Consider the following 25,004-nt stretch of genomic DNA (forward strand, 5'->3'; position numbering starts at 1 on the left):
TTTGTCGCACCGGCCGGGGCGCTGCCGTGCTTAGGCAACACTTACCTGCGTCGGTCTCTACAAAACCGTACGTCCGTCTTGCTATTCGTGCAACCTCGTGCCACGCTGCGGGACGAGGAGGTGCCACCATGATCCATCACGTCCTGCTCGCCTGCCCCCGCGGCTCCGAGGACGCGTCCCGCTCCTTCTACGCGGGCCTGCTCGGCCTCACCGAGAAGCCCAAACCCCCGGCCCTCGCCGCCCGCGGTGGCTGCTGGTTCACCGGGTACGACGCCGAACTGCACCTGGGCGTCGAGGACGACTTCCGCCCGGCCCGCAAGGCGCACCCCGCGCTGCTGCGCACCGACCTGGACGAGCTGGCCGCCCGCCTCGACGCCGCCGGACACACAGTGACCTGGGGCGACGACGAGATTCCCGGCATGCGTCGGTTCCACACGTACGACCCGCACGGCAACCGGCTGGAGTTTCTGGCCCCCGCAGGCTGACCCGGCGCGGGTAGGGTCGGGCGGGTGGTCGACGTACAGCACTGGCTCGCCGCGCTCCCACCGGCCCTGATCTGCCTGCTCGTGGGCGGGGTGATCGGCGTGGAGAGCATGGGCATCCCGCTGCCCGGCGAGATCGTGCTGGTCAGCGCCGCCCTGCTCGCCGCCACAGGCGCCGTCGGGCCCGAGTGGGTGGCCGCCGCCGCGGCGACAGGCGCCATCATCGGCGACTCCGTCGGGTACGCCGTCGGCCGCCGTGGTGGCCGCCCCCTGCTGGAACGGCTCGGCCGGCGCTTCCCGAAACACCTCGGCCCGGCACACCTGGCCCGCGCCGAGCTGAGCTTCGCCCGGCACGGCGTCTGGGCCGTGTTCTTCGGACGGTTCGTCGCGCTGCTGCGCATCCTCGCCGGGCCGCTCGCCGGGGCGCTGCGCGTGCCGTACCGCCGGTTCCTCGTCGCGAACGCCGCAGGCGGGCTGGTGTGGGCGTTCGGCACCACCTACCTGCTGTTCTACCTCGGGCAGGCCGCCGAGCACTGGCTCAAGGACATCTCCTGGGCCGGGCTGGTGCTGGCCGTGCTGGCCGGCGTGGTCAGCACCACCTGGCTGCGCCGCCGAGCCAAGCGCCTGCACGTGTCCGAGCCTTCCGACCAGCCCACCCCGGTCCCCGCCGCCGACCGCTGACCCCCGCCCCAGCGCCTTCCCTCGCCTCTGCCTCTGCCCCGGCGTGCCCTCGCCTCTGCGCCGCCGCCCTCGCCTGGTCCCGCTCTCGCCCGGCCCGGCACTCGCCCTTGCGCTGCCTGCCCTCGCCAGGCCCCGCCTCACCCTTGCGCTGCCCGCCCCCACCCGGTTGATCAAGGAGTTTGTGTCCTGCAGCGGCTCCCGCAGTGACACAAACTCCTTGATCACCGATGTGGGTGGGTGGGGCGGCGAGCAGTGCGGGGTCACGGTGGACCGGCCGCACCCGACCCGACCACTCCAGAGCGTCGATCATGAAGTTGGCGGCGACAGAACGGACAGGAAACGCCGTCAACTTCATGATCGACGGGGCGGGGCGGGGCGGGGCGGGGCGCGTGCCGGTGGTCAGGGGGCGGTGAGCAGGGTGAGCAGGGTGTCGCGGGCGGTGCGGACTGCGTCGCGGGACTCCTCGGTGTGGTCCAGCGCGTCGAACCCGTGCTGCCCGTTCGGCACGTCCACCACGCACAGCGGGATGCCGCGACGCCGCGCGACAGCCGTGAACGCCTCGATCGTCGGGGCGACCTCGGGCCGCTCCCGCCCGGCCCGGGTCAGCACGAGCGTCGGCCGTGCCGCGTCCTCCGTCTGCGCGGCTCCGACACCTGCGCCGGCGGGCAGGTCGAGGGCGTCGATCGGGCGGAAGCGCGGGTCCACCGGCGGCCATCCGGGCAGCGGCGCCAGCAGGGGATAGGTGGCGGCCACGCCCCGCAGCCAGGCGGGCGGGTCGCGGAGCCAGTCGCCGAGCAGCAGGCCGGCGCCGGAGAAGAACCACAGACCGAGCCGGTCGGCGTCGACGCGCGGGTCGGCGCGGAGCATTTCGGCGGCGGCGGCGACCCGCGCGGCGACCGTGTACAGGTCGTCCGGGCTCGCGACGGTGAGCCGGGGGATCGCGGTCAGCACGCCTGCCTCGGCGAGCAGCGCGCCGTAGCCGCGGTAGAGCGGCCAGTCCCGCGCGTCGGGTGCTTCGGGCGGCCCCGGTACGCCGTGCACGACGACGACAGCGGGATGCCGGCCGTCGCCGGCGGGCACGTGCAGGTCGACGTCGCCGTGCCGTTCCACGGCGGCGGGCGGGGGATCGAGCACGAACGGGCTCTCCCAGAAAACGGTTCCCATCATGGCGATGGTAGGAGAATCCGCCGCCCGCGACTGTCCGGTCAGGACGACGAGGACGCCTTGGCGTGCCGTTCGCGCAGCCGGTCCCGGATCTCCTCCGGGGTGTACGCCCGGCGCCGCCGCTCGGCCCGCGCCACGACCACTCCGGTCGCCGCGACGCCGGCGAGACCCGCGAGCCCGAGTACCTTCCACCACCGCATCCGTTGCCGCATCCGCATAGGGTAGTCCTTCATGAGCATCAGCCTGGACGAGGCCGTGGAGCTGACCCGCACCGGCGATCTGTGGGTGTTCCGCGGACGCAGCGTGCCCGACCGGGCCATCCAGCTCACCACGAACAGCCCGGTGAACCACGTGGGCATGGCCGTGGTGCTCGACGACATGCCGCCGCTGATGTGGCACGCCGAGCTGGGCCGTTCGCTGCCGGACATGTGGACCGGCACCCACCAGCGCGGCGTGCAGCTGCACGACCTCCGGGACGCGGTCTGCGTCTGGGGCAACCGGTACGGCCAGCGGGGCTGGCTGCGCCAGCTCGAACCGCCGGCCGACACGGCGATGGAGGAGGCGGTGCTGCGTACCGTGGCTCGTCTGGACGGGACACCGTTCCCGTCCACCGCGCAGCTCGCCTGGCGGTGGGCCCGGGGGCGGCTGCCGCACCCGCCCCGCCTGAGCCTCGGCGGCCTCCGGGGCAGGGCCGCCGACACCAGCAGGGCCGCCGACACCAGCAGGGCCGCCGACACCAGCAGGGCCGCCGACACCAGCAGGACCGCCGACACCAGCAGGACCGCCGACACCAGCAGGACCGCCGACACCAGCAGGGCCGCCGACACCAGCAGGATCGGCGACACCAGCAGGGAGAACGCCGCAGCACTGGAGACGGCGTACTGCGCCGAGGTGGTCGCTGTTACCTACGAGGCGATGGGCCTGCTGCCCGCCGGGCGACGGCCCAACTGGTACGACCCGGGGCGGTTCTGGAGCGGCGACGACCTGGCCCTCAACGGCGGCGCGCACCTCGGTGCCGAGATCGAGGTGCGGATCCCGCCGCGCTGACCAGGTTTGCCGCCGGGGCGTGCCGGTAATGAGGAGCGTCGTGACGGCTTCCACCGACCTCGACACGCTCACCGACTTCTTCGACCGGTACGGCGTGGCGCTGACCACCGCCGACGTGCCGGCCATCGCCGGCTGCTACGCCCTGCCCGGGCTGGTGGTCGCCGACACCTACAGCTTCTCGTTCACCTCGCCAGCGGCGGTGGCGCTCAGCTTCGTCGGCGCCGCCCCGGACTACCAGGAGCGGGAACTCGTCGCCGCGAACGCGCAGATCGAGGACGTGCAGCAGATCTCGGCGCTGCTCACCGAGGTGGCGGTGCGCTGGGAGTTCCTGGACAGCCAGGGCGGCACGGTGCCCGGCGAGCGCTACCGCTATCTGCTGCGAACCACCGAGGACGGCCCGGTGATCTGCACCGTCATCCGTACCGCCTGATCGTGGTGGTGCGGCGGCCGGCCACGCGGGCCGGCCGCCGCACCGACTGACGTCAGCGGTGGTGGGCGCCGGCCCAGCGGTCGGCCTCGGGGGCCGGGTGCAGGCCGGGCTCGTGCAGGCCCTCCTCGGTGACCTGGCCGATCCGGCGGTACGTGTCCGGCCGGCTGGTGCGCAGGATCGCGCCCCAGATCAGGCCGACCACGCCCGCCGCCACCGGGATCGCCGGCAGCAGCCACTTCAGGTAGCTCGCCGTGTCGGGGGCGAGCAGCGCGTCGAAGTTGAACAGCAGCACCAGCAGCACGGCGGTGAGCAGGACCGTGCCGAGCGCCGGGGCGATCGCCCGCTGCCAGGCGCTCTCCGGGCCGGGGCGGCCCCGGAAGAAGCCCACCACGGAGGCCGAGGTGAGCGTCATCAGCAGCACGACGCCGACCGCCGCGGCGCCGGACAGCCAGGTGAACAGGTCGATGACCGGGTCACGGCCGGTCATCGCGAACGCCAGGAACACCACCACTGCGAGGACGCTCTGCACGAGCGAGCCCGCGACGGGCGCGCCGCTGCGGCTGGAGGTGGCGCCGAGGAAGCCCGGCAGCACCCGCTCCCGGCCCAGGGCGAACAGGTAACGCGCCACGCCGTTGTGGAACGACAGCAGGGCGGCCAGCACGCTGGTGATGAACAGGACGTTGGCGATGTCCGCGACGACCGCGCCGGTGTACTGGTCGAGTGCGCCGAAGATGATGCCCGGCCCCGCCTCGGCACTGGCCGCCGGGGCGTTCTCCGGACCGGTGAGCACGGTCAGCGCCCAGGCGGAGAAGGCGTAGAACAGGCCGGTGAACGCGACCGCGATGTAGGTGGCCCGGGCGACCGTGCGCCGCGGGTCCTTGACCTCCTCGCTGTAGATGGCGCCGCTCTCGAAGCCGGTGAAGGAGGCGATGGTGAACGCGAGCACCGCGCCGAAGCCGGCGCCGAACAAATGGCCGGGGCTGATGCCGGCGGTGGTGACGGTGCCGCCGTCGGGGTTGGCGAAGGCGACCAGGTCGAAGATCAGCACGGCCACGCACTCGAGGATGAGCAGCACCGCGAGGACCGTGGCGTTGAGGTCGATGCGCAGGACGCCGAGCGCGCCGATGAACACCCAGGCCAGCAGCGCCCAGACCCACCAGTCGAGACTGATGCCGGTCTTGGCGTCCATGAAGTCGCCCAGGATCGCGCCGAGCAGGCCGTAGAGACCGATCTGGATCGCGTTGTACGCCGCCAGTGCGACAGCCGAGCCGGCCACCCCGCCGGCCCGGCCGAGACCGTTGGCGATGTACGCGTAGAACGCGCCGGCGTTGGCGACGTACCGGCTCATCGCGGCGTAGCCGGTGGCGAAGACGGCCAGCACGGCGGCGAGGAGCACGTATCCGAGCGCGGCGCCGATGTTGCCGCTGACCGCGTACATGGTGGTGACACCACCGCCGAGAACGGTCAGCGGGGCGGACGCGGCGACGGTGAAAAAAACGAGGTGGGCGGTGCCGAGACGACCGCGGCGCAGCCCACCGTCGGAGAAGAACGGATCGGAGGACAAGGCTTCTCCAGGGGAGGGGGTGAGGGGATTGAGGTGTCTACTTCGGAACAACCTGAAGCAGGGTATTGGTGATCACTGATCGTGACAACCCCGCTTCGATATCGATTGGGGTGCGCGTGATCGGCCGGAATTGAGCTGTGCGTGGTCATGCCGTACCGTCCCGTGTCGACGATCACGGCCACCGTTCGAGGATGGACCATGACCTACCCCGGGGCGCAGGCCACTTACCGGCTTGCGGATGCGCTGTTCCTTATCGGACACGACGAGTTCACCGGCAAGCCACATGTCGCCGTCGACCGGCTGGAGTGCGGGCTGGCCGGCGCCGCGCTCGCCGAGCTGATGTTCGAGGGCCGGATCGCCCTCGACGGAGGGGGGATCGCCGCTGTCGATCCGCGGTTGTGGCAGGAGCCGCTCACCGACCTGCTGATCACCGAGATCCTGCGCCGCGAGGGTGCGCATCCGGCCCGGCTGTGGATCCGCTACCTGCGGACCCAGCTCAACATCAACGAGCGCGTGGGCACCCGGCTGGTCACCGCCGGCGTGCTCCGGCGCGAGCAGGGCAAGCTGATCGGCCGGATGGTGCGCTGGCCGGCCATCGACCCGAACCAGGCGGCCTCACCGCGGGTGCGGCTGACCGCGATGCTGATGCACTCGTCCCCGGCCGAACTGGACCCGGGCACGCTGCTGCTGGCGACCCTCGCCGAGGCGGTCGGGCTGGCCACGCACATCTTCGATCCGCAGGTGGCCACGCGGATGCGCGACTGCCGCCGGTTCCTGCCGGCTCAGCTCGAAGGGCTGCTCGCCGCCGTCGTGGGCGCGCTCGACGTCACCACCACGACGGTACGGCGATGACGTCCCGCCCCGGGCCGAGCCGGGGCGGGACGGTACCGGTCAGGCCGGGTCGCGCCACATCGGGTAGAGGCTGGGGCCCTCCGGCAGGTCCAGCGTGAGCGGGCGGCGCCGGAATCCGAGCCGCTCGTAGAGCGCGGCGTTGCGCGGTGAACTGGCCTCCAGGTACGCCGCGGTGCCGGCCTGATCCAGCTCGGCCAGCTTGTTACGCAGCAGCGCCGAGCCGACGCCCTTGCCGTGATGGTCGGGGTGTACCGCGATGAAGGGCAGGTACCAGTGCGGCTCAGCCGGGTGCCGGGCGCTCATCATCTCGTCCAGCACACCGAACCGCTTCATGGCCTCCGCGCCGATCGCGGCCTCCATCTCGTCGAACTCGTCGCCCTCGTCGGCGTCGTGTCCTTCGCCGGTGGGCAGCCAGAGCGTGGCGCCCAGGCCGTCGCCGGCGACGTGCACCTCACCGGTGCGCAGCGCCAGCGCGACGAACGGTCCGAAGAAGGCGGGATGGACCCGGGCGCGGTGGTCGTCGGCCGGGAAGACCCAGCCGCTCACCGGATCCCGCATGAACGCCTCGGCGAGGATCGCGGTCACGACGGCTGCGTCCGCCGTGGACGCCCGCCGGATGTTGCCCTGCCACTCACTCACTGGCCAACCGTCCTACCGGCTCGACGAGCCATTGTGGTCATTGATCGGCGTGCAAGGTATCAGGTGTCCACGCCGTGCGGCAGGCCCCGATCGGAGTGCTCGCCGCGACCCGGTCCGTGTGGCTACGCTGGCCCGGACCCCGACAGGAGGACCATGTCCCGCACGCGTCGTCCCGGCCCGCAGCCCGGGACCGCCATGACCTCGTCCCCCTGGATCCTCGTCGCCGCGGGCGTGGTCGTGATGGTGGTCCTGCTGGTGGTGGCGCTCGGTTCGGTGCGGGGCCGGCGTACGTTCCCGGCGGCCGGTCCGGCGGATCCGGTGATGTCGCTGCCGCACGTCCCGCTGACGCCCACGGCGGTCAGCGCCACCGGCCCGTCGCCGGTGGCCGCCACCGCTCCGGTGGTGCCGGGCCTGTCTCCCCGGTCCACGGTGCTGCCCGCCCGGCCGACGCCGGCCGCGCCGACCCCCAGCCCTCGGGGCGTGGCCCGGCCGGTGCTGCCCCCGCCGCCGCCTCCCGCGCCGCCGCCGTCCGCGGTGACCGGCCGGTACAGCGTGATGAGCGCCTTCGACGGCGGCTTCATCGGCGAGGTGCTGCTGGTCAACACCGCGCCTATGCCGCAGGGCTGGACGGTGCGCGCGGTGTTCCCCGGTGGCCGGCTGGTCACCGCCTGGGTCGAGGGCGCCGAGCAGGGCGTGTTCCGCTTCGACGACGGCGTGTTCACCTACCGCAGCGGGTTCGACCTGGCCCCCGGGCAGTCCGTGCCGGTGCGGTTCCACATCGAGCGGGCCGGCACCCGGCCGGTGAGCTGCACTGTCGACGGCACGCCCTGCACCGACCGTTAGATCCGGCGGCCCGGTCGGGGCCGGTGCGAGTGTCTCCTCTTGCAAGGTGACTGCTTTGTTGCGGCATGGTTTGCAAGGTATTGCAGAATGTTTCGGCAAGGGCTAGCGTGCGGGCGAATCAGCGACCAGAGAAAGGCCGTCGATGAAACCGCCGCCGATATCCCCCAAGGCGCTGCTCGCCCTGGTCACCTCCCTCGTACTCACTCTCGTCGGCGTGCCGGTGGCCCTCCACCAGCTCGGCGCCGACGCCACCGCCCCGGCCGCCACCCCCGACGTCCTGGCCGCCGGCAATGCTCCGCAGTGGAACCGCGAGCCGTCCCCCGACGCGCTCCTCAAGGCCGGCACCGGCACCGCCAAGGCCGAGCAGTTCTACTTCGTCCTGCCCGACCGGTTCGCCAACGGCGACAAGCGCAACGACACCGGCGGTCTGACCGGCGGCCGGCTCACCACCGGCCTCGACCCGGCCGACAAGGGCTTCTACCACGGTGGCGACCTCAAGGGCCTGATCGACCGGATGGACTACATCCAGGGGCTCGGCACCACCGCCATCTGGCTTGCGCCGATCTTCAAGAACCGGCCGGTGCAGGGCACCGGCGCGGATGTCTCGGCCGGCTACCACGGATACTGGATCACCGACTTCACCCAGGTCGACCCGCACTTCGGCACCAACGCGGAGCTGAAGAAGCTGGTCGACCTGGCCCACCGGCGGGGCATCAAGGTCTACCTCGACATCATCGTCAACCACACCGCCGACGTCATCCGGTACGCCGAGGACAAGTACGGCTACGTGGACAAGAAGACCGCGCCGTACCGCGACGCGCAGGGGCGTCCCTTCGAGGACCGCAACTACGCCGACGGCACCCGGAAGTTCCCGGCGGTGAACTCGACGTCGTTCCCGTACACCCCGGTGTTCGCCACCCCGGCCGACGCGAAGGTCAAGGTACCGGCGTGGCTGAACGACCCGACCATGTACCACAACCGCGGTGACTCCACCTTCGCCGGGGAGAACAGCGAGTACGGCGACTTCTTCGGCCTCGACGACCTGTGGACCGAGCGTCCCGAGGTGGTCCGCGGCATGACCGACATCTACGCCCAGTGGATCGGCAAGGCCGGCGTGGACGGGTTCCGCCTCGACACGGTCAAGCACGCCAACCTCGACTTCTGGCCGCAGTTCGCCCGCGGCATCGACGCCGCCGCCGCGAAGGCCGGCAAGAAGGACTTCTTCATGTTCGGCGAGGTCTACAGCGCCGAGCAGGAGATCCAGTCCACCTACGTGCGGCAGGGCGGACTGCCCGCCACGCTCGACTTCTCGTTCCAGGAGGCGGCACGCGGGTACGCCGCCGCCGACGGCTCGGCCAAGTCGCTCGCCGACGTCTACGCCAAGGACGACCTGTACTCCGCGCGGGACACGAACGCCAACCGGCTCACCACGTTCCTGGGCAACCACGACATGGGCCGGATCGGCTCGTTCGTCGCCGCCGCCGGCGGTGACGACGCCACCCAGCTGAACCGCAGCCGGCTCGCCCACCAGCTCATGTTCCTCACCCGCGGCCAGCCGGTCGTCTACTCCGGCGACGAGCAGGGCTTCACCGGACCGGGCGGCGACAAGGACGCCCGGCAGGACATGTTCGCCTCGCGGACCGCCGACTACCTCGACGACGACCTGATCGGCACCACCCGCACCCACGCCGCTGACCAGTACGACACCCGCCACCCGCTCTACCGGACCATCGCCGAGCTGGGCGAGCTGCGGACGGCGCACCCGGCGCTGCGCGACGGCGTGCAGGTGACCCGGTACGCGGCCGACGGGCCGGGCGTCTTCGCGTTCTCCCGCGTCCTGCCCGCCGACCGGATCGAGTACGTGGCGGCGGTGAACAACGCCGCGACGCCGCAGACTGTCACAGTGGACACCTGGTCGGCCGGCGCCCGCTTCACCGGCGTGTACGGCGGCGCCACCGGCGCGACCGCCGGCGCGGACGGCAAGCTGAGCGTCACCGTGCCGGCCATGTCGGCGCTGGTGCTCAAGGCCGACCGGGCGATCCCGCAGGCCGGGGCACCGACGATCACGATCACCGAGCCGGGCGACACCCCGGTCCCCGGCAAGGCCGCCGTCACCGCCCAGGTGACCGGCGACCCGCTCGCCACCGTCACGTTCGCCGCCCGGGTCGCGGGCGGCAAGTGGACGCTGCTGGGCACCGCGCACCGCGCGCCGTACACCGTGCACCACGACCTGACCGGCCTGCCCGGCGGCACCCGCGTGGAGTACAAGGCGGTGGTCCGCGACGGCAAGGGCCGCACCGCCACCGCCCGGGCCACCGGCACCGTCGGCACCCCCGCCCAGGGCGCGTCGCGGGACTGGGCGATCGTGCACTACCAGCGTCCGGCCGGCGGGTACGACGACTGGCGGCTCTACGCCTGGGGCGACATCGACCCGGCGTACGTGACGCAGTGGCCCGCCGGGCAGCCGTTCGCCGGTGAGGACTCGTACGGCCGGTTCGCCTGGGTCAAGCTCAAGCCCGGTGCGAAGACGGTCGGGTTCCTCGTGATCGACGGCGACGGCAACAAGGACGTCGCGAACGACCGCACCATCGACGTGACTGCGACCGGCGAGATCTGGGTCAAGCAGGGCGACCCGGCGGTCTACCCGACGCGGCAGGCCGCCACCGGCGAACCCGACCCGCCCGTCGCCCAGGACACCGCGCTGATCCACTGGCGCAAGGCCGACGGGAACTACGACGGCTGGGGCCTGCACCTGTGGGACGGCGCGGCCAACCCGACCGACTGGGCCGCCCCGCTCAAGCCGGAGAAGACCGACGCGTACGGCGCGGTGTTCCGGGTGCCCCTCGCCGCCGGGGCGACCGGGCTGAGCTACATCATCCACCGAGGCGACGAGAAGGATCAGCCCGAGGACCAGCGGCTCGACTTCGCCACCGCCGGGCGCGAGGTGTGGCTGCTCGCCGGCGTGAAGGGACGGCTGCTGCCGACCACCACGTCCGGCGCCGCCAAGGATCTCGACCTGACCAAGCAGAAGGCGCAGTGGATCGACAGGTCCACTGTGGCGTGGGCGACCGGGCCGACCGACGGCAGGCGGTACGCGCTGGCAGTCGCCCCGGCCGGTGGGATCGGCCTCGCCGACGGTGAGCTGACCGGCACGTACACCACCATCGCGCTGCGGGCGCAGCGCAACGGGCTGACCGAGGCGCAACGGCAGGCGTACCCCCATCTCTGGGCCTCGCGCGCCTTCTCGCTGGACCGCGCCGACCTGGCCCGGGTGCCGGCGGCGCTGCGCGGCCAGATCGTGGTGACCGAGCGGGACGCCGAGGGCGCGCTGCTCGCCGCCACCGGCGTGCAGATCCCCGGCGTGCTCGACGACGTCTACGCGGCGGCGACCGGCGCGAAGCTCGGGCCGACGTTCGCCGGCCGGGTGCCCACCCTGGCGGTGTGGGCGCCGACCGCGCGGACCGTGTCGCTGGAACTGTTCGACTCGCCCACGGCCCAGCCGGCCACCGTGGCGATGCGCCGCGACGACCGCACCGGCGTCTGGTCGGTACGCGGCTCCAAGGCGTGGAACGGCCGCTACTACCGCTACCGGGTGCAGGCGTGGCAGCCGGCCACGCAGAAGATGGTCACCGCGTCGGTGACCGACCCGTACTCGGTGGCGCTCGCGCCGAACTCCACGCACAGCCAGATCGTCGACCTGACCGACCCGGCGCTCGCGCCGGCCGGCTGGGCGAACCTGCGCAAGCCGGCCGCGCCGCCGGCGTCCAAGGTCCAGATCTCCGAGCTGTCGGTACGGGACTTCTCCATCGCCGACACCACGGTTCCCGCCGACCGGCGGGGCACGTACCTGGCGTTCACCGACCCGAACAGCGCCGGCATGAAGCACCTGCGCAAGCTCGGCGACGCCGGGGTCAACCACCTGCACCTGCTGCCGGCCTTCGACTTCGCCACCATCCCGGAGAAGCGGGCCGACCAGACCCGGCCGAACTGCGACCTGGCCGCGCTGCCGCCGGACTCCGACGAGCAGCAGAAGTGCGTCGCGGCGGTCGCCGGCACCGACGGCTACAACTGGGGGTACGACCCGCTGCACTACACGGTGCCCGAGGGTGGGTACGCCACCGACCCGAACGGCGCGAAGCGCACCACCGAGTTCCGCCAGATGGTCGCCGGAGTCAACAAGGCCGGGCTGCGGGTGGTCATGGACGTGGTCTACAACCACACCTCGGCCGCCGGCGCCGACCCGAAGTCGGTGCTCGACCAGGTGGTGCCGGGCTACTACCACCGGCTCCTGGAGGACGGGACGGTCGCCAACTCCACCTGCTGCGCCAACACCGCGCCGGAGCACGCCATGATGGGCAAGCTCGTGGTGGACTCGCTGGTGACCTGGGCCAAGGCGTACAAGGTCGACGGCTTCCGGTTCGACCTGATGGGCCACCACCCGAAGGCGAACATCCTCGCCGTACGGGCCGCGCTGGACAAGCTCACGCTCGCCCGCGACGGCGTGGACGGCCGCAAGATCCTGCTGTACGGCGAGGGCTGGAACTTCGGCGAGGTCGCCGACGACGCCCGGTTCACGCAGGCCACCCAGGCCAACATGGCCGGCACCGGCGTCGGCACGTTCAACGACCGGCTCCGCGACGCGGTGCGCGGCGGCGGCCCGTTCGACGCCAACCCGCGGGCGCAGGGCTTCGCCTCCGGCCTCTACACCGACCCCAACGGCGACGACGTCAACGGTTCGGCGGCCGAGCAGCGGGCCCGGCTGCTGCACCAGCACGACCTGATCAAGGTGGGGCTGACCGGGAACCTGCGCGGCTACCGGTTCACCGACTCCACCGGCAAGCGGGTCACCGGGGCGCAGGTCGACTACAACGGCGCCCCGGCCGGGTACACCGCCGCGCCGGGCGAGGCGGTCACCTACGTCGACGCGCACGACAACGAGATCCTGTACGACGCGCTGGCGTACAAGCTGCCGCAGGGGACCTCGGCGCAGGACCGGGCCCGGATGCAGGTGCTCGCGCTGGCGACCACCGCGCTCGGGCAGGGTGCCGGGTTCGTGACCACCGGCTCGGAGCGGCTGCGCTCGAAGTCGCTGGACCGCAACTCGTACAACTCCGGTGACTGGTTCAACCAGATCCGGTGGGACTGCGCCCAGGGCAACGGGTTCGGCGCCGGCCTGCCGCCGGAGGCCGACAACAAGGACAAGTGGTCGTACGCGAAGCCGCTGCTGGCCGATCCGTCGCTGGTGCCGGACTGCGCGGCGATCGACCTGGCCGACGCCCGGTACGCGGAGCTGCTGCGCGTCCGCCGGTCCTCGCCGGTGTTCGGGCTCGACACCGCCGCCCAGGTGCAGAAGCGGGTGGCGTTCCCGCTGTCCGGGACGAAGGAGACCCCGGGCGTGCTCACCATGACCCTCGACGCGCGAGGGCTGGACGGGAGGTGGAAGTCGGTGACAGTCGTCTTCAACGCCACGCCGGAGACGGCGAAGCAGACAGTCACCGGGCTGCGCGGGGCGAACGTGGCACTGCACCCGGTGCTGCGGAACTCGGCCGACCCGGCGCTGCGTACCGCGTCGTTCGACCGGGCCGCCGGCACGTTCACCGTGCCCGCGCGCAGCGTGGCGGTGTTCGTCCAGAGCTGACCGCACGGCCGACCGGCCCCCTGCCACGTTTCGTGGCAGGGGGCCGGTCGCGTACCCCGGGCCGTCAGGTCAGTTGAAGCAGTCCTCGACGGTGTTGGCGCAGTTGGTGGGGTCGTTGTTGCTGATGAGGGACTTGTCGTCGAGCTTGACGCGTCCTTCGTTGTTGAGGACGCCGCCGGCGACCCGGTGGAGCTTGCTGGAGTCGGTGGCGGTGTTCTTGGTGACGTGGGTCTTGGTCAGGGTGATCTTCGCCTTGTTGTTGAAGATGCCGCCGCCGTTGAGGGCGGTGTTGCCCTTGATGTCGGTGTCGCGGATGGTGAGGGTGGCGTTGTCGTCCTTGTCGTGGTCGCGGACGATGAAGCCGTCCTCGATCTTGACGAGCCACTCACCGTTGAAGATGCCGCCGCCGAAGCGGTTGGCGGTGTTGTCGACGATCTTGCTGTCGGCGATCGTGGCGCTGGCGTGCTCCTTGTTGTCCGGGTAGCCCCAGTGCTTGCCACCGGTGACCACCACACCGCCACCGTCGCCGTCGGCGTGGTTCTTGGCGACGTGGACCTTCTCCAGGAGCAGGTCGGTGTTCTCGGCGTACACGCCGCCACCGTTCTCGCAGGCGGTGTTGCCCGTGATCGCGGTGAAGGAGACCGTGACGGTGCCGCCGCTGCTGAACAGACCGCCGCCGTTCTTGCCGGCGCGGTTGTCCGACAGGGTGGACTTGACGCCGTCCTTGCCGTGGTCGGAGCCGAAGATCTCGACGATGCCGGCCTCGTGGTGCTTGCCCTTCGGGTCGTAGCCCTTCGGCGCGGCGGAGGCCGCCGGGCCGTGCCCACCGGACAGGCCGCTGCCGTTGGCGATGCCGCCGCCGTTGCCGCCTGCGGTGTTGTCGTCGACGTGGGTCTCCTCGACCTTGAGGATGCCCTCGTTGTAGACGCCGCCGCCGTCGCCCTGGGCGTGGTTGCCGACGACCTTGCTCTCCTTGAGCCAGGTGCGGCCGTAGTTGGCGATGGCGCCGCCGTCGCCCTCGGCGTTGTTGTCGACGAGCTTGACGTTGTCCAGGTAGGCGCTGCCGCCACGCTCGACGAGCAGCGCGCCGCCGTCGCCCTCGACCCGCTTGTCGTCGTCCTTGCCGCCGTTCATGCCGTCCGCGACGGGCGTGACAGCGGCGGCCGTGGTCGCCGCGGCCGGAGCCGCGACAGCCGGGGCCGCGACAGCCGGGGCCGCGACAGCCGGAGCGGCGGCCGGCGGCTGGCCGCCGCCGGGAGCCCCGCCACCCGGGTACTTGAACTCGTTGGCGTTGCCGCCCTTGACGGTGAGGTCCTTGAGGGTGAGGTCGCCGCCGTCGACGACGCGGAAGATGCGGAAGGTGTCTTCGGCGTCGCGCTTGATGGTGGAGTTGTTGCCCTTGATGGTGACGTCCTGCTTGATCTCGGGCAGGGCGGAGCCGAACTTGCGGTCCTTGACGCCGAGTTCGTAGGTGCAGTTCTCGGCGAGCTTGATGGTGCCGCCGTGGTCGCGGTTGGCCAGTTCGAGGGCGTCGATCAGGGCGTCGTCCTTGCAGGGGACCTCGCGGGTCTTGCCGTGGTCGTCCTTGCCGTCCTTGCCCCACTCGCCCTTGTCCGGGCCCCACTCGCCACGGTCGCGGCCGTCCTTGCCGCGGTCCTTGCCGTCCTTGCCGTACCCGTCCTTGCCGTACCCGTCCTTGTCGTACCCGTCCTTGTCGTACTCGCCCTCGGCGCCCTTGTCGCCGTAGTCGCCGTCGCTGAGCTGCTGCGTGGTCGACCACTTGACGTCGGCGAGCCGGTGCGGGCCGGTGGCCCCGGTGGTCGCGTAGGCCACGCCGGCGAGGCTGACCGCTCCGGTCAGGCCCACAACGCCGGTGGCGAGCCACATCCGGCGACGCCGGAGCGGGGAGATGGTCTTGCTGGTGGCGTCATCGTTATTGCGAAGGTAGTTGGACATCGGAGCTCTCTGCCCTCTCCTTGTACCTGACAAGGTCGCTTCGCCCTGGCGAGGCGGCCTTCGCTACAAATCGGTTGTAGCTGCTGAAGATGACCGTATGAGAACCTTCTTCGCCTCGTGGTCATACACGAAAAAAACCCGCATAAGGGTGCGGGTGGGATGGGCGGGCGCAGTGCGGCCCGGATGCCCCGGCGGGGGACACCACGGCCAGCCGGGCTGTCCGGGGTGGGAGCCCTCCTCGCGACACGGCGCGAGGAGGGCTCCCCGGTTATGTGGTGGTTCCGTCAGTTGAAGCAGTCCTCGACGGTGTTGGCGCAGTTGGTGGGGTCGTTGTTGCTGATGAGGGACTTGTCGTCGAGCTTGACGCGTCCTTCGTTGTTGAGGACGCCGCCGGCGACCCGGTGGAGCTTGCTGGAGTCGGTGGCGGTGTTCTTGGTGACGTGGGTCTTGGTCAGGGTGATCTTCGCCTTGTTGTTGAAGATGCCGCCGCCGTTGAGGGCGGTGTTGCCCTTGATGTCGGTGTCGCGGATGGTGAGGGTGGCGTTGTCGTCCTTGTCGTGGTCGCGGACGATGAAGCCGTCCTCGATCTTGACGAGCCACTCACCGTTGAAGATGCCGCCACCGAACCGGCCGGCCGTGTTGTCCACGACGGCGCTGTCGGCGATCGTGGCGCTCCCCGCGAGGCCGTCCTTCTCGGCGCCGTTACCGGCCCAGTCCCGACCGCCGGTCGTCACCACGCCGCCGCCGTCGCCGTCGGCGTGGTTGCCCGCCACGTGGACCTTCTCCAGGAGCAGGTCGGTGTTCTCGGCGTACACGCCGCCACCGTTCTCGCAGGCGACGTTGCCGCCGATCGCGGTGAACGAGACGGTGACCCAGCCGCCGCTGCTGAACAGACCGCCACCGTTGTGGCCGGCCCGGTTGTGGCTCAGCGTGCTCAGCGAGGCGTCCTTGCCCTCGTGCGCCCCGATGATCTCGACCGTGCCCGCGTGGTGCTTGCCGTGCTCGCCCTTGTCGCCCTTGCCGGGCTTCGCGGCCGAGGCCAGGTCGACCGGCCCGTCGTGGTGCTCACCGCCGCCGTTGGCGATGCCGCCGCCGTTGCCGCCTGCGGTGTTGTCGTCGACGTGGGTCTCCTCGACCTTGAGGATGCCCTCGTTGTAGACGCCGCCGCCGTCGCCCTGGGCGTGGTTGCCGACGACCTTGCTCTCCTTGAGCCAGGTGCGGCCGTAGTTGGCGATGGCGCCGCCGTCGCCCTCGGCGTTGTTGTCGACGAGCTTCACGTTCGACAGGTGCGCGCTGCCGCCACGCTCCACCAGGAGCGCGCCGCCGTCACCCTCGAACCGCTTGTCGTCGTCCTTGCCGTCCGGGACGAGCGCCGTCGGCGCGGGGCCACCGCCGCCGGGGTACTTGAACTCGTTGGCGTTGCCGCCCTTGACGGTGAGGTCCTTGAGGGTGAGGTCGCCGCCGTCGACGACGCGGAAGATGCGGAAGGTGTCTTCGGCGTCGCGCTTGATGGTGGAGTTGTTGCCCTTGATGGTGACGTCCTGCTTGATCTCGGGCAGGGCGGAGCCGAACTTGCGGTCCTTGACGCCGAGTTCGTAGGTGCAGTTCTCGGCGAGCTTGATGGTGCCGCCGTGGTCGCGGTTGGCCAGTTCGAGGGCGTCGATCAGGGCGTCGTCCTTGCAGGGGACCTCGCGGGTCTTGCCGTGGTCGTCCTTGCCGTCCTTGCCCCACTCGCCCTTGTCCGGGCCCCACTCGCCACGGTCGCGGCCGTCCTTGCCGTACCCGTCCTCGCCCTTCTCGTCGCCCTTCCCGCCCTCGGCGCGGGAGTCGTCGCTGGCGTTCTGCGGCGCGGCGGCGTGGTTCTCCGCCACCGGTTCGGTGCCGGACTTGTCGTCGCGGGCGGCGAGGCCGCCGAGTGCCGCCAGCCCGACGACGCCGGTCAGCCCGGCCACGCCGGTGGCGACCCAGAGAGCCCGCCGCTTGCTCGTCCGCGGCGGGGGCGCCATCGGCGCGCCGCCGTCGGGTGTCGTTACGTCGTTCGACATGAGAGCCCTTTCGGTTCTTCCCAAACGGGTCGCACCGCCCCAGGCCGGGCGACCAGCTACAAACCGGTTGTAGCCTCCGATCAGCACCGTATGAGAAGGTTCCTCGCGAGGAAGACTTATCCGAAAAAAGCCCGCATTCCTCCCACGAACGGCGGTCGGTGACCAACCACGTGAGCGGTACGGGAACGGCCCGGTACGGCGGCGGGCCCCACCACCTGCCGGAAAGGCGCGGTGGTGGGGCCCGAGGGAGTTCGCGGCCGCGGGGATCAGCCAGGCAGGCGGGGGCCCGCCTCACGCTGCTCGGCCAGCCAGGTCTCCACCTCGGCGGAGGCGCGCGGCAGCCCGGCCGACATGTTCACCGGGCCGTCGGCGGTGACCAGGATGTCGTCCTCGATCCGCACGCCGACGCCCCGCAGCTCCTCCGGGACCAGCTCGTCCTCCGGCTGGAAGTAGAGCCCCGGCTCGACGGTGAGCACGTACCCCTCGCCGAGCGGCCCCTCGCGGTAGGTCTCCTTGCGCGCGTTGGCGCAGTCGTGCACGTCGATGCCGAGCATGTGACTGGTGCCGTGCAGCGTCCACCGCCGGTAGACCGTGGAGGCCGGGTCCATCGCCTCGTCCACGCTGACCGGCAGCAGCCCGAGATCCTTCAACGCCTCGGCCAGCACCCGCATGGAGGCGAGGTGCACGTCCCGGAACGCCACGCCGGGCCGGCACATCTCGATGCCGGCCTGCTGCGCGGCGTACACCGCGTCGTAGACCTGACGCTGCAACGGCGTGAACCGGCCGTCGACCGGGAGCACCCGGGTCACGTCGGCGGTGTAGAGGTTGCGGTTCTCCACGCCCATGTCCATCAGCAGCAGCTCACCCGGACGGGTGGCGCCGTGGTTGTGCACCCAGTGCAGGATCGTGGCGTGCTCGCCGGCCCCGACGATCGAGCCGTAGCCGACGTCGTTGCCGTCGTGCCGGGCACGCAGCGCGAAGACACCCTCCAGCAGCCGCTCGGAGACCCCGCGGTCGGCGGGCAGTGCCCGCGCCACGTCCTCGAAGCCGCGCACCGTCGCGTCGCACGCCTCCTGGAGCTGCGCGATCTCCCACTCGTCCTTGACCAGCTTCAGCTCGGCGATCGCGATCGCCAGCTCCCGGTCGCGGCGGGGCTGCCCCTCGGCGCGCGCGCCGTCGTACTGACGCACCGCCGCGTCCACCCGGGTGTCGAAACCGCGGAGCACACGGGTACGCCCCGGCGCCAGCTCGGCCAGCGCGGCGTCCAGCTCGCTCAGGTCGGCCGTCGGCAGCCCCAGCTCGGTCGACTTCTCCCGCAGCGTCGGCCGGCGGCCCACCCACAGCTCGCCGTGGCGGCTGCGGAAGAACTCGTCGGTCGCCCGGGACGACCGGGGCCGCATGAACAGCGTGGCCTCGCCGCCCGGCCGCAGCACGAGGACGCTGTCCGGCTCCAGGTCGCCGGTCAGGTACGCGAAGTCGCTGCCCGGCCGGAACCGGTGGTCGATGTCGTTGGCGCGTACCTTCTCGTTGCCGGTGGGGATGACCAGCGTCTCGCCCGGGAAGGCCTCGGCCAGCGCGGCCCGGCGCTTGGCGTGGTTGGGCACCTCGGCGCGCGGTGTGACCGGCAGTTCGGTGTCCCGCCAGCCCTGCCGCATGAACGACAGGAACGCCTCCGGGAAATCCGGGTCGTGCGACTCCGTGCCGTCCGCCGCCTTGCCCTGCCCGGTCCGCTCCTCGGCCATGATCCGCCCCTCCCTGAGCCTCGTCGCTGGTCCCGACGGTACCGCGCGCACGACAGCGGGAGGTGCCTGCGGTGCCGCGACGGTGGCTTCCGGCGCGTGGAAAGATGGCGGCCATGTGCGGACTCCTGGCCTTCTTCAGCGCGCGCGGCGACGCCGCCGCCCACCGCGACAACATCGCCGGCGCACTGGAGTGCCTGCACCACCGCGGCCCGGACGAGACAGGGGTCGAGGTGGTCGGCGACGCCTCCGGCCGGTACGCGGACGGCGTGTTCGCGCACAAGCGCCTGGCGATCATCGACGTGGCGCTGAGCCACGAGCCCCTGCCGTACGCGGGCGGGCGGTACCTGCTCACCTTCAACGGCGAGATCTACAACTACATCGAGCTGCGCGAGGAGCTGATCCGCGACTACGGCGCCCAGTTCGCCACGAACGGCGACGGCGAGGTGATCGTCGCCGGCTACCACTACTGGGGTGAGCAGGTGCTCACCAAGCTGCGCGGCATGTTCGCGTTCGTGATCTGGGACCGGCAGGAGCGGCGGGCCTTCGGCGCGCGGGACTACTTCGGCATCAAGCCGCTGCACTACCTCCAGACCCAGGACGGCCTCTACCTCGCCTCGGAGAAGAAGGCGCTGCTGCCGTTCGCGCACTCGGCGTACCAGGGCGACGCTGGTATCGACACCGCGAACCTGAGCCACTACCTGACGCTGCAGTACGTGCCCGAGCCGGGCACCCTGCACAAGGGGATCAGCCGGATCGGCTCGGGGGAGTACCTGACCTGGACCCCTGGTGGCCGGATCGAGGTGCGCCGCTGGTACCGCCCGGTGTTCCGGCCGGCCCCGGTCTCCGACGAGCAGCGGCTCTACCACGACATCCGCGAGACGCTGCGCGAGAGCGTACGGATGCACATGCGCTCGGACGTGCCGGTCGGCTCGTTCCTGTCCAGCGGCATCGACTCCACAGCGGTGGTGGCGCTGGCCCGCGAGTTCAACCCGAACATCCTCACCTTCACCGTCGGCTACGACGTGCCCGGCTACTCCGAGATCGACGTGGCCCAGGACTCGGCCCGGCACCTCGACGTGACCACGATCCCGACCAAGATCGGGCCGCAGGACATGATCGACGCGCTGCCGAAGATCGTCTGGCACCTGGACGACCCGGTCGCCGACCCGGCCCTGGTGCCGCTCTACTTCGTGGCGAAGAAGGCCGCCGAGCACGTCACAGTGGTGCTCTCCGGTGAGGGCGCGGACGAGTTCTTCGGCGGTTACACGATCTACCGGGAGCCGCTGTCGCTCAACGCGGTCAACAGCCTGCCCGACGGCGTGCAGAAGGGCCTGCGCGCCGTGTCCAAGGCGATCCCGCAGGGCGTCAAGGGCAAGAGCTTCCTGGAGCGCGGCACCACCCCGATCGAGGAGCGCTACTACGGCAACGCCCGGATGTTCACCGAGGAGGAGAAGCAGCACCTGCTGCGCCGCTACGACCCCTCGGTGCGCTACACCGACGTGACCGCGCCGATCTACGCCGAGTGCACCGAGCTGGACGACGTCACCAAGATGCAGTACGTCGACCTCTACACCTGGCTGCGCGGCGACATCCTGGTCAAGGCCGACCGGATCTCGATGGCGCACTCGCTGGAGGTGCGGGTGCCGTTCCTGGACCGGGAGGTGTTCAACGTCGCCGCCGGCATCCCGGTCGACCTGAAGCTGCCGCCCCGCTCCGAGGCCACCAAGTACGCGATGCGCCAGGCGCTCCAGGGCGTCGTGCCGCCGGCCATCGTCAACCGCAAGAAGCTGGGCTTCCCGACCCCGACCCGGGTCTGGCTGCGCGGCGAGATGTACGAGTGGGCGCGGCACGTGCTGTCCACCTCGGGCGCGGGCGACCTGATCGACCTGTCGTACGCGATGCGCCTGCTGGAGGAGCACAAGCGGGAGGAGGCCGACCACTCCCGCAAGGTGTGGACCGTGCTGATCTTCTGCATCTGGCACGCCATCTTCGTGGCCAAGACGCTCGACCCGGGCATCCAGCGCAACCAGTCCGCGCTGCTCACCAAGCCGGTCGTCGGCAGCATGGTCCGCTGACCCGCCAGACATGACAGGGCCCCCGGGGTACGCCCCCGGGGGCCCTTCTCACTGCGGGATCACCTGCCGGTGCAGGTGACCGTCGGCAGGGAGTTGGTGCCGGAGAAGTTCGCGGTGAAGCCGAACGTCGTGGTGCCCTCCGGCGGGACGCTGCCGTTGTAGGCGGCGTTGGAGACGCTCACCGACGCCCCGCTGCCGCTCAACGTGCCGTTCCACACCTGGTTGATGGTCTGACCGCTGGGCCAGGTCCAGTTGGCCGTCCACCCGGAGTACGTCCGGGTGCTGTGGTTCATGATCATCACTTCGCCCTGGAAGCCGCCGTTCCAGGCGCTGACCACCTTGTACACCGCCATGCAGGTGCCGGACGGCATGGTCGGGCTCGTCGTCGGCGCGGGCGTGGTCGGGGCCGGGGTGGTCGGCGCGGGCGTCGTCGGGGCGGGCGTGGTCGGCGCCGGGGTGGTCGGGCCGGGGCTGCCGCCCGAGCCGATCCCGGTCACCTCGCCGTTGCCCCCGTCGAACGTCACGTCGGAGCAGCCGAAGAAGTTCTCCTGGCTGTCCGAGCGGACCCAGCGCGAGTAGATGATGTGCCGGCCGCTCTTGTTCGACGGCAGGTTACCGGTGAAGTAGTAGTGACCGTCGTTGGTGCCGACCGCGCCGCGCTGCGGCGGGTTGGTCACCTGCAGGAACGGCTGCTCCTCCAGGTCGCTCCAGGCCAGCGGCCGGTTCGGGCTCCAGCTGTCCTTGGTCACGTAGAAGTAGAACGTGCCCGGGTGGTGGGCCCAGTTGCTGTACCGGAACTCCATCGACCGGCCCGCCGTCAGGTGGGTGATCGGCCAGTCGTTGCGCGCCGCGTCGTACCCGCTGAAGCCGGGGTTACCGCCGCTGCACAGCTTGCCGTCGGGGATGAACCCGACGGTCCGCCCGCCGGCGTCGGAGCGCAGCACGCTGAACCAGTTGTACAGCGAGTTCGCCCCGCTCGTGGCCACCGCCGACGAGCAGGCGGGGTTGTTCGGCCGGATCTCACCGGTTCCGGTGAGGCCGTCCTTCCAGCACAGGTAGGTGCGGGCGCCCGGCGTCATGGCCGCGCCGTGTGCGGCCGCCGGTCCGGAGTTGGTGGCCAGGGCGAACGCGCCCAGGGCCAGGGTGGCGGCCGCGGTGAGCAACGCGGCCGTACGGGATCGGTGCACGGGGATCTCCTGACTCGCGGAGCGTGGCCCGGTTCGGCCCGCCCCGCTGCGACGAGCGGATGCGACGATCGCGGTGCCCGCGCCCGGTCGGCGTGCGGCCGGGGCCGTCGGCGGGCGCGCACCGCCTGCGGTCCGTTGCCACGGACCGTGGATGCCCTCGCGTCGGCTCGACCCGGCGGCCGGTGACGCGGCAGCCCCCCGCGTCGTTACCCGGCATCGCCATCCCACCACGTCCGGACGCCGCCCGCAATAGGTGCTGCTCGATGTCCGGGTCGCGGCGCGCCGCGACCCCGCCATGCGCCAGGATCGGGGGAGGACGACGAGGGGAGCCAGGATGGGGTACGCGGTGGTGCTCGGCGAGGCGCTGGTGGACCTGCTCGACGCCGAGCACGACGGAGAACCCGTCTACCGGCAGGCGATCGGCGGCGGCCCGCTCAACGTGGCGGTGGCGATCGCCCGGCTCGGCGGAGACGCGCGGTTCGTCGGATCGCTCGGCGACGACGCGCTGGCCGGGCGGATCCGCGCGTTCCTCACCGACGCGGGTGTGGACGTGAGCGGGACTGTCACGGTGCCGGCGCCCACAGCGCTCGCCGTGGCGACGTTCGCCGGCGCGGAGCCGGACTTCCGCTTCTACGGCGAACCCCGCTCGTACGCGCTGCTCGGCCCGGACGACCTGGACGTGGCGCTGGTCGAGGGCGCGGACGTGCTCTACTGCGGCTCGATCGTGCTGCTCGACCCGCCGGTGCTGGCCGCCGCCCGGCGCGCCTGGTCGATCGCGGGCGCGCTGCGGGTGTTCGACCCGAACGTGCGGCCCCGCCTGCTCACCACGCCGGGCGCGCTGGACGGGCTGCGGGCGGTGGTCGCCGAGTTCGCCGCCGCCGCGCACCTGGTGAAGCTCAGCAGCGCCGACGCGCGGCTGCTCTACCCGGACGAGCCGGTCGAGGGCGTCGCCGCGTACCTGCGGGAACTGGGGGCGAGCACCGTCGTGGTCACGCTCGGCGCGGACGGTGCCCTGGTCGCCGCCGCCGACGACGTGGTACGCGTGGCCGCGCCGAAGGTGGACGCGGTGGACGCCACCGGCGCGGGCGACTCGGTGATGGGCGCGCTGGTGGCCGACCTGCTGGCCGCCGGCGAGCCGGCCGACCCGGCCGGGTGGCGGGAGCGGGTCGCGTTCGCGCTGCGGGTGGCGGCGGTGGTGTGCGAGTCACCGGGCGGCGCCACAGCCATGCCCACCCGCACCGCGGTCGAAGCCCGCTTCGCGTGAAAGGAAGGGCCCCTTCTTAACGCCTCCGGTAGAGGAGGGGCCCCTTCTTAACACCCGCCCCCCCCGCGCGGAGGCCGGCGCCTCGCGCGGAGGCCGGCGTCACGCGCGCGGGGGCGAGCTCAGGCGCGCGGACGGGTCATCGTCAGGACGGCGGTCAGGGACAGGAACGCGGCGCCGGCCAGGACCACAGCCATCGGCAGCGCGCTGCCCTCGCCGCCGAGCCCGACCAGCGGCGCGGCGAGCGCGCCGACCACCGACTGGATGCCGCCCATCAGCGCCGCAGCGGTGCCCGCGTGCCGGGCGTGCGCGTCCAGCGCCAGCGCGGTGCTGTTCGGCATCACCATGCCGAGCGAGCCGACGAAGGCGAACAGCGCCACCGCCGTCACGGCCAGGCTGCCGGCCAGCGCGCCGCTCAGCACGCCGACCGCGGTGACCAGGCCGACCACGAGCGTGGTGACCAGCAGCCGGCGCGGCGTGAACCGGTCGAGCAGCCGGGCGTTGGCCTGCCCGACCGCGACCAGGGCGAGCGCGTTGACGCCGAAGATCACGCTGAACACGGCCGCGGAGACGCCGAAGACGTCCTGGAACACGAACGACGACCCGGAGATGTACGCGAACAGCCCGGCGAACGCGAAGCCCTGCGTCAGCGCGTACCCGAGATAGACCTGGTCGGCGAGCAGCGACCGCATGGTCCGGACGGTGGCCCCCAGGCCACCGGTGCTGCGGCGCTCGGCCGGCAGCGTCTCCGGCAGGCGCAGCGCGACGGCGACGGCGAGCACCGCCCCGATGACGGCGAGCGCCACGAAGACCGCCCGCCACGAGCCGAACCGCAGCACCAGGCTGCCCACGCCCGGCGCCGCCACCGGTGCCACGCCGAAGACCAGGGTGAGCCGGGAGAAGTACTTCGCGGCGTCCCGTCCCGAGTAGAGGTCGCGGACCACCGCGCGGGCGACCACCACGCCCATGCCGCCGGCGACGCCCTGGGCGAACCGCGCGGCGGCCAGCAGCGGGGCGTTCGGCGCCGCGGCGCACGCCAGCGCCAGCACCGTGTACGCGACCACGCCGACCAGCACCGGACGGCGGCGCCCCCAGCGGTCACTGAGCGGACCGGTGACGAGCTGGCCCAGGGCGAGGCCGATCAGGCAGGTGGTCAGCGAGAGCTGGATGCCGGCCTGGTCGGCGCCGAGGTCGCGGGTCATGGCCGGGAACGCCGGCAGGTACATGTCCAGCGACAGCGGACCGATCGCGGTGAGCGTGCCGAGCAGCACCAGCAGCGTCACGCCGCCGGTGGACGCGGTGGTGCGGTCGGCGGCCGGGCGCGCGGCGGTCGGCGCGGCGTTGCTCACGAGTGGGTACCCCCTGGATCCGGTGCGTCCGGGTACCTTACATCTGTAG

18 protein-coding genes are annotated in these 25,004 nt (G+C 71.9%); 9 read left to right on the forward strand and 9 right to left on the reverse strand.

The window, feature by feature from the left end:
* The first annotated feature begins 128 nt into the window (after positions 1 to 128).
* Both ML5_RS20095 and ML5_RS20100 read left to right on the forward strand, forming a co-directional pair.
* Positions 129 to 485, forward strand: coding sequence for a VOC family protein (locus ML5_RS20095; protein WP_013287401.1), 357 nt, complete (start codon positions 129 to 131; stop codon positions 483 to 485).
* Between the two features lie 24 nt (positions 486 to 509).
* Positions 510 to 1,163, forward strand: coding sequence for a DedA family protein (locus ML5_RS20100; protein WP_013475923.1), 654 nt, complete (start codon positions 510 to 512; stop codon positions 1,161 to 1,163).
* A gap of 399 nt (positions 1,164 to 1,562) precedes the next feature.
* Here the strand turns inward: ML5_RS20100 and ML5_RS20105 are convergent, their stop codons facing one another.
* Together ML5_RS20105 and ML5_RS32050 are read right to left on the reverse strand one after the other, a co-directional pair.
* Positions 1,563 to 2,327, reverse strand: coding sequence for a hypothetical protein (locus tag ML5_RS20105; RefSeq protein ID WP_236619238.1), 765 nt, complete (start codon positions 2,325 to 2,327; stop codon positions 1,563 to 1,565).
* Positions 2,328 to 2,368: 41 nt separating this feature from the next.
* Complete coding sequence (locus ML5_RS32050) at positions 2,369 to 2,560, reverse strand: hypothetical protein (protein WP_143766944.1); 192 nt, start codon at positions 2,558 to 2,560, stop codon at positions 2,369 to 2,371.
* Here ML5_RS32050 and ML5_RS32560 point away from each other — a divergent pair.
* Together ML5_RS32560 and ML5_RS20115 are read left to right on the forward strand one after the other, a co-directional pair.
* A complete protein-coding gene (locus ML5_RS32560) occupies positions 2,559 to 3,374 on the forward strand; it encodes a hypothetical protein (protein WP_013475925.1) in 816 nt (271 codons plus the stop codon). The two genes, ML5_RS32050 and ML5_RS32560, sit on opposite strands and share 2 nt — an antisense overlap.
* A 40-nt stretch (positions 3,375 to 3,414) precedes the next feature.
* Positions 3,415 to 3,804, forward strand: coding sequence for a hypothetical protein (locus ML5_RS20115; RefSeq protein WP_013475926.1), 390 nt, complete (start codon positions 3,415 to 3,417; stop codon positions 3,802 to 3,804).
* A gap of 52 nt (positions 3,805 to 3,856) precedes the next feature.
* Here ML5_RS20115 and ML5_RS20120 read toward each other — a convergent pair whose 3' ends face one another.
* Positions 3,857 to 5,368, reverse strand: coding sequence for an APC family permease (locus tag ML5_RS20120; RefSeq protein ID WP_013475927.1), 1,512 nt, complete (start codon positions 5,366 to 5,368; stop codon positions 3,857 to 3,859).
* 198 nt (positions 5,369 to 5,566) lie between these two features.
* Between ML5_RS20120 and ML5_RS20125 the strand changes: the two genes are divergently transcribed.
* Positions 5,567 to 6,220 (forward strand): GPP34 family phosphoprotein, encoded by a 654-nt coding sequence (locus ML5_RS20125; RefSeq protein ID WP_013287394.1) that lies wholly within the window; start codon positions 5,567 to 5,569, stop codon positions 6,218 to 6,220.
* 39 nt (positions 6,221 to 6,259) lie between these two features.
* Here the strand turns inward: ML5_RS20125 and ML5_RS20130 are convergent, their stop codons facing one another.
* Positions 6,260 to 6,859 (reverse strand): GNAT family N-acetyltransferase, encoded by a 600-nt coding sequence (locus tag ML5_RS20130; protein WP_013287393.1) that lies wholly within the window; start codon positions 6,857 to 6,859, stop codon positions 6,260 to 6,262.
* Between the two features lie 153 nt (positions 6,860 to 7,012).
* On the opposite strand from ML5_RS20130, the gene ML5_RS20135 reads away from it, so the two are divergent.
* Complete coding sequence (locus tag ML5_RS20135) at positions 7,013 to 7,702, forward strand: cellulose binding domain-containing protein (RefSeq protein WP_013475928.1); 690 nt, start codon at positions 7,013 to 7,015, stop codon at positions 7,700 to 7,702.
* A gap of 142 nt (positions 7,703 to 7,844) precedes the next feature.
* The gene (gene pulA, locus ML5_RS20140) at positions 7,845 to 13,340 is read left to right on the forward strand and encodes a pullulanase-type alpha-1,6-glucosidase (protein ID WP_013475929.1); all 5,496 of its coding nucleotides are present in this window, start codon (positions 7,845 to 7,847) and stop codon (positions 13,338 to 13,340) included.
* Between the two features lie 69 nt (positions 13,341 to 13,409).
* Here the strand turns inward: pulA and ML5_RS20145 are convergent, their stop codons facing one another.
* The 3 genes from ML5_RS20145 to ML5_RS20155 form a co-directional block, all read right to left on the reverse strand.
* A complete protein-coding gene (locus ML5_RS20145) occupies positions 13,410 to 15,296 on the reverse strand; it encodes a hypothetical protein (protein ID WP_013475930.1) in 1,887 nt (628 codons plus the stop codon).
* Positions 15,297 to 15,580: 284 nt separating this feature from the next.
* Positions 15,581 to 17,341, reverse strand: a complete 1,761-nt coding sequence (locus ML5_RS20150) for a hypothetical protein (RefSeq protein ID WP_013475931.1) — start codon at positions 17,339 to 17,341, stop codon at positions 15,581 to 15,583.
* A gap of 266 nt (positions 17,342 to 17,607) precedes the next feature.
* Positions 17,608 to 19,083, reverse strand: a complete 1,476-nt coding sequence (locus ML5_RS20155) for an aminopeptidase P family protein (protein ID WP_013475932.1) — start codon at positions 19,081 to 19,083, stop codon at positions 17,608 to 17,610.
* Positions 19,084 to 19,196: 113 nt separating this feature from the next.
* On the opposite strand from ML5_RS20155, the gene asnB reads away from it, so the two are divergent.
* Positions 19,197 to 21,158, forward strand: a complete 1,962-nt coding sequence (gene asnB / locus ML5_RS20160) for an asparagine synthase (glutamine-hydrolyzing) (protein WP_041784229.1) — start codon at positions 19,197 to 19,199, stop codon at positions 21,156 to 21,158.
* 59 nt (positions 21,159 to 21,217) lie between these two features.
* On the opposite strand, the gene ML5_RS20165 is transcribed toward asnB, so the two are convergent.
* Positions 21,218 to 22,351 carry a lytic polysaccharide monooxygenase gene (locus ML5_RS20165; RefSeq protein ID WP_176739886.1) on the reverse strand — a complete coding sequence of 378 codons (1,134 nt, stop codon included), beginning with the start codon at positions 22,349 to 22,351 and terminating at the stop codon, positions 21,218 to 21,220.
* Between the two features lie 328 nt (positions 22,352 to 22,679).
* On the opposite strand from ML5_RS20165, the gene ML5_RS20170 reads away from it, so the two are divergent.
* Positions 22,680 to 23,609 (forward strand): carbohydrate kinase, encoded by a 930-nt coding sequence (locus tag ML5_RS20170; protein WP_013475935.1) that lies wholly within the window; start codon positions 22,680 to 22,682, stop codon positions 23,607 to 23,609.
* A gap of 119 nt (positions 23,610 to 23,728) precedes the next feature.
* Here ML5_RS20170 and ML5_RS20175 read toward each other — a convergent pair whose 3' ends face one another.
* Positions 23,729 to 24,955, reverse strand: coding sequence for a multidrug effflux MFS transporter (locus ML5_RS20175; RefSeq protein ID WP_013475936.1), 1,227 nt, complete (start codon positions 24,953 to 24,955; stop codon positions 23,729 to 23,731).
* Positions 24,956 to 25,004: the final 49 nt, after the last annotated feature.

The organism is Micromonospora sp. L5, from assembly GCF_000177655.2.
Taxonomy (GTDB): Bacteria; Actinomycetota; Actinomycetes; order Mycobacteriales; family Micromonosporaceae; genus Micromonospora; species Micromonospora aurantiaca.